The sequence below is a fragment of the Stenotrophomonas sp. 3diitr2024 genome (assembly GCF_042136455.1).
In the GTDB taxonomy this organism is placed as follows: Bacteria; Pseudomonadota; Gammaproteobacteria; order Xanthomonadales; family Xanthomonadaceae; genus Stenotrophomonas; species Stenotrophomonas sepilia.
This window is the reverse complement of the sequence record NZ_JBHHMJ010000193.1, coordinates 1-4,385: the sequence shown is the minus strand read 5'-3', so window position 1 is coordinate 4,385 and position 4,385 is coordinate 1. Positions and strand designations below refer to the sequence as shown.

Sequence of the window (4,385 nt, the reverse complement as noted above, 5' to 3'; positions counted from 1 at the left end):
GCGTTCGGACCAACGGTCCGCACCCACCAGAGCGGCGTGCGGACCAGCGGTCCGCACCTACCAGGGGGGCGGTTCAGCGCAGGGCGTCGGCCGGGACGTCGATCTGCATCGCCAGGGCGAGGTGATCGGAGAACGCGGCCGGTACGGCTTCCACGGTGCGGGTCTGCAGGCCACTGCTGACCAGGATGTGGTCGATGGCGCGGTCGGGGCGCCAGCTGGGGAAGGTCGGCACGATGCAGCCGGGCGGTTGCAGTCGGGTCTTCTGGTACAGCACCTGCATTTCCGGGCGTTCGGCCAGACAGTTGAAGTCGCCCATCAGCACCGCGTTGGGGTGGTCGGACAGCAGCTCGGCGATGAAGCCCAGCTGCGACATCCGCGATCCCGCGCCCAATGACAGATGGGCCACCGCCACCGCCAGGCCGTCGGCACCATCGCCGAACTTGGCCAGCAGCACGCCGCGCCCGCCGATGCGGCCGGGCAGGGCGTGGTCCTGCACTTCCACCGGTTCCAGCTTGCTCAGCAGGCCATTGGCGCTGGAGGCGACCCCGCCCATGCGCCGGTTCGGCTGGTGGCTCCAGTAGTTGAAGCCGGCGCGCTGGGCCAGGTAATGGGTCTGGTTGGTGAAGCCCGAGCGCAGGCTGCCCGGGTCGGCCTCCTGCAGGCCGACGATGTCATGTTCGCGCGCCAGGGTGGCGATCGCGTCCAGGCTGCTGCGCTTGCGACCCGCCGGCAGCGCATGTGACCAGCTGCGGGTCACATAGTCGCTGTAACGGCGGGTACTTGAGCCGGCCTGGATGTTGGCCGTCAGCAAGCGCAGGGTCCGTGTACGGGGGGAATTCACGGCCGGGAAATGCTTCTCTTGGATCAGTGAGCCTGGGCCGCACCGCGTTCGCGGGCGATCAGGTGGTCGGCGATGCGCAGCATGTCCGGGAAGCTCTTGCCCTTAACCAGGTACTTGCCGTTGACGATGATCGACGGGGTGCCGCTGATCTGGCTGCGCTGGGCGAACTGCTTGGCCGAGTTGGTCTTGGCGTTCACCGCGAAGCTGCCCATGGTGGCCGCGAACTGCTTCGGATCGACGCCGTAGGCGGCGTAGAACTTGGCGATGTCTTCCACCGAGTCACGGCCGCGCTCGCCCTTCAGGGTCTTCTGCGAGTGGATGGCGGCGTACAGCGCTTCGTGGGTCTTCTCCTGCACGCCCAGGGTCTGCGCGGCGTAGAAGGCACGGGCGTAGTCATCCCAGGTGCCGCCGAACATGGCCGGCACGTAGACGAAGTTCACGTCGCTGGGCAGGCCGGCCTTCCACGGGCCGACCAGCGGCTGGAACGCGGCGCAGGCCGGGCAGACGTAGCCGAAGATCTCGGTCACTTCGATCTTGCCGGCGGCCGGCTGGAACGGCTGGCCGTTCGGGATCACCTGGTAGTCGGCACCTTCCACCGGAGCCGGGCCGGTCAGTGCGGCGGTGGTCGGGGCCGGCGCGGCGGCCGGAGTTGCTTCGGCCGGAGTCTTCTCGCCTTCAGCGGCAGCCGGCGCGGCGCCTTCGCTGCCCGCCGCCGGTGCGGTAGCCGGTTCGGTGGTCGTGGCCGGGGTTGCTGCCGGTTCGGCGGGGGCCGCGGTGGTGTTGGTGCTGCCGTCGTCGGCCTTGCAGGCGGCCAGGATCGGCAGCAGCGCTGCGAGGGCGAGGGCGTAACGGATCTTCATGGAAACGTCTCCAGCATCTGGAAAGGTGGGGCCGGCGGCGGGCGCCGGCCAAGGGGAAATGATGACACGCGGCGGCGACAACGCCGTGTCGGTGGTGGGTGTTGGTTCAGCGGCCGCGGGCGGCGCGCGCCTGCGCGATCAGCGCCGAGGCAATGCGCAGCTGGTCGTCGAAGCTGTTGCCGCGCACCAGGTACTGGCCATTGATGATGATGGCCGGGGTGCCCGGAATCTTGGTGCGCTGGGCGAACGCGCGCGCGGCCTCGACCTTCTTCTGCACGGCATCGCCGCGCAGGGCCTGGATGTAGCGGTCCGGGGTCACGCCGTAGGCCTTGTAGAAGGTGGCGAGCTCATCGGCGGAGACGTTCTGCATCGGCAGCGAACCCTGCTCGTGCAGGGCCTTGAACACGGCGGCATGGCTGCGCTTGGCCACGCCGACTTCGTCGGCGGCGTAGTAGGCCAGTGCCCAGGCATCCCAGGCACCGCCGAAGGCCGCCGGGACCGGGGTGAAGCGCACGTCGGCCGGCAGCTTGGCCGCCCAGGCTTCCAGCTGCGGTTCGAAATGGGCGCAGTGCGGGCAGGTGTAGCCGAAGACTTCGACCACCTCGATCTTGCCGGCCAGCGGCTGGAACGGGCCCGGCTGGGCGATGCGCTCGTAGTCTTTGCCCTCGACCAGCGGGGCATTGGCGGGGGTGGCGGCGCAGGCTGCCAGCGGCAGCAGCACCAGCACGGACAACAGCAGGCGGGAAATCAACCTCATCGACACGCATCTCCGTTGAAAAAAGCAACGCCGGCGCAGCCGCCGGCGTGAAGGAAACATACCGCAGCCGTGGGCCGGCGTCGCGGCCCGGGCCGACCAGTGGTGGTCAGGGGGCGGCAGCCGGTTGTGTTGGCGTGGCCGTGGTGGCCACATCGTCGGCCTTGTTGTGCAGGCCCTGCAGGTAGCTCGACAGCGCCTGCACCTCCTGCTCGCTGAGCTTCTGCGCGACCGTGGCCATGATCTGGAAGTGTGCCTTGTCGGTCTCGTTGGTCTGGCCGGCCTGGTACTCCTGCAGGCGGCGCGCGACATAGCTGGCGTGCTGGCCACCGAGATGCGGATAGGCCGGGCCGGGATTGCCGGCACCGCTGGGGCCATGGCAGGCCATGCAGGCCGGCAGGCCACGCTTGGCATCGCCGCCGCGGTACAGCTGCTGGCCGATCTCGTAGAACTTCATGCCCTTGTAGGGGCCGTCGGCGACCGCCGTGTCATCGGCGATGCCGGCGTTGGCCTTCTGCGTGGCGAAGTAGGCGCCGATATCACGCATGTCCTGCGGGGTGAGGTTCTGCACGAACGGCACCATCGCCACCGCCGCGCCGGAACTGCGCTGGCCGTTGGCGATCAGGGCCATCTGCTGGGCCACGTAGCGTTCGCTCTGGCCGGCGATGGACGGATACATCTCGACCGTGGAATTGCCGTCGGCGCCATGGCAGGCCGCACAGGCCGAAGCCTTGGTCTGGCCAGCCTTGGCATCGCCCCAATGGGTCTTGCTGAAGTCCACCTCCAGCGAGGCGGTGTTGATCGGCCCGTTGTCGGGCAGCGGGGTCAACGTGGTCTGCGCGAACGCAGCAGCGGCAACGACTACGGCAGTGGCAAGGGCGGATACGGCAAGAACGCGAGCGTGGCGCATGCTAAAGCTCCGTATGGACCGGGCCGGGCGGTGGCCGCCGGCATCGCCCGGATTATCAACGGCGTTTCCGCGCACGGTCAACGCAGCAGTGCAGCAAAATGCCCGCCACGGCCGCCGGCACGGGCGCGCGGCGCCGCAACATGCGATCCTAGGCACATGTCATTGCTCATCGAACGCGCCCGTTACCACCTTTCGGCCCACAACGTGCGGCAGCTGCCGCCCGATGAAGGGGCCGAAGTGGCCTTTGCCGGCCGCTCCAACGCCGGCAAGTCCAGTGCGCTCAACGCGCTGACCCGCCAGAACGCGCTGGCCCGTGTCTCCAAGACGCCCGGCCGTACCCAGCAGCTGGTGTTCTTCCAGATCACCCCGGAAGCCCATCTGGTCGACCTGCCCGGTTACGGCTACGCCAAGGTGCCGCTGGACCTGCAGGCGCACTGGCAGGCCTTCATCGACCGGTATTTCCGCACCCGCGAGGCCCTGAAGGGGCTGGTGGTGGTGATGGACATCCGCCACCCGCTGAAGGACTACGATCGGCAGATGCTGTCCTATGCCGTACAGCGCGGCATGCCGGCGCACGCCCTGCTGACCAAGGCCGACAAGCTCAGCCGCAGCCAGCAGATGCAGACCCTGCAGAAGGTGCGCAAGGAACTGCACTCGGCCTACGGCGACAGCGTCAGCGTGCAGGTGTTCTCCGGCGAGGACCGCACCGGCGTGGACGAAGCCCGCGGCGTGATCGGCGGCTGGCTGGGGCTGGAATAAGGTATTGCCGGTCGCCCGGCTGGCAGCCGGGCAGCCCGCTGCGCTGGGCCGACCTGCAGGAGTTCTGCACCCTGGGCAACGTGCCGGTGGATGGCAAGACCTACAAGCTGGATTGCCCGCTGCCCAAGCGCACTGACCTCAAGACCATCCTCATCATCGGTGCTGGCCCGATCGTCATCGGCCAGGCCTGCGAGTTCGACTACTCCGGTGCCCAAGCCTGCAAGGCCCTGCGTGACGAGGGTTACCGCGTGGTGCTGGTCA

5 protein-coding genes and 1 pseudogene are annotated in these 4,385 nt (G+C 68.6%); 2 read left to right on the top strand and 4 right to left on the bottom strand.

Going from position 1 to position 4,385, the window contains the following annotated elements; genetic code table 11:
• Nucleotides 1–73 precede the first annotated feature (73 nt).
• The 4 genes from ABGA94_RS04495 to ABGA94_RS04480 form a co-directional block, all read right to left on the bottom strand.
• Nucleotides 74–811 (bottom strand): endonuclease/exonuclease/phosphatase family protein, encoded by a 738-nt coding sequence (locus ABGA94_RS04495; protein WP_005419292.1) that lies wholly within the window; start codon nt 809–811, stop codon nt 74–76.
• A gap of 53 nt (nt 812–864) precedes the next feature.
• Nucleotides 865–1,701, bottom strand: a complete 837-nt coding sequence (locus ABGA94_RS04490) for a thiol:disulfide interchange protein DsbA/DsbL (protein WP_005419290.1) — start codon at nt 1,699–1,701, stop codon at nt 865–867.
• Between the two features lie 106 nt (nt 1,702–1,807).
• Nucleotides 1,808–2,458, bottom strand: a complete 651-nt coding sequence (locus ABGA94_RS04485; protein WP_005419285.1) for a thiol:disulfide interchange protein DsbA/DsbL — start codon at nt 2,456–2,458, stop codon at nt 1,808–1,810.
• 106 nt (nt 2,459–2,564) lie between these two features.
• Nucleotides 2,565–3,365: a cytochrome c gene (locus tag ABGA94_RS04480; protein ID WP_005419283.1), complete on the bottom strand. Its 801-nt coding sequence runs from the start codon at nt 3,363–3,365 to the stop codon at nt 2,565–2,567.
• Between the two features lie 156 nt (nt 3,366–3,521).
• On the opposite strand from ABGA94_RS04480, the gene yihA reads away from it, so the two are divergent.
• Complete coding sequence (yihA, locus tag ABGA94_RS04475; RefSeq protein WP_111128274.1) at nt 3,522–4,124, top strand: ribosome biogenesis GTP-binding protein YihA/YsxC; 603 nt, start codon at nt 3,522–3,524, stop codon at nt 4,122–4,124.
• A 2-nt stretch (nt 4,125–4,126) separates the two neighbouring features.
• A pseudogene (locus tag ABGA94_RS04470) lies at nt 4,127–4,258 on the top strand (cellulose-binding protein); the annotation flags it as partial.
• Nucleotides 4,259–4,385 lie beyond the last annotated feature (127 nt).

Bases quoted from the DNA above. Each gene is read 5' to 3' on its own strand.
- ABGA94_RS04490 (WP_005419290.1), bottom strand. From the start codon at position 1,701: ATGAAGATCCGTTACGCCCTCGCCCTCGCAGCGCTGCTGCCGATCCTG.
- ABGA94_RS04485 (WP_005419285.1), bottom strand. From the start codon at position 2,458: ATGAGGTTGATTTCCCGCCTGCTGTTGTCCGTGCTGGTGCTGCTGCCG.
- ABGA94_RS04480 (WP_005419283.1), bottom strand. From the start codon at position 3,365: ATGCGCCACGCTCGCGTTCTTGCCGTATCCGCCCTTGCCACTGCCGTA.
- yihA (WP_111128274.1), top strand. From the start codon at position 3,522: ATGTCATTGCTCATCGAACGCGCCCGTTACCACCTTTCGGCCCACAAC.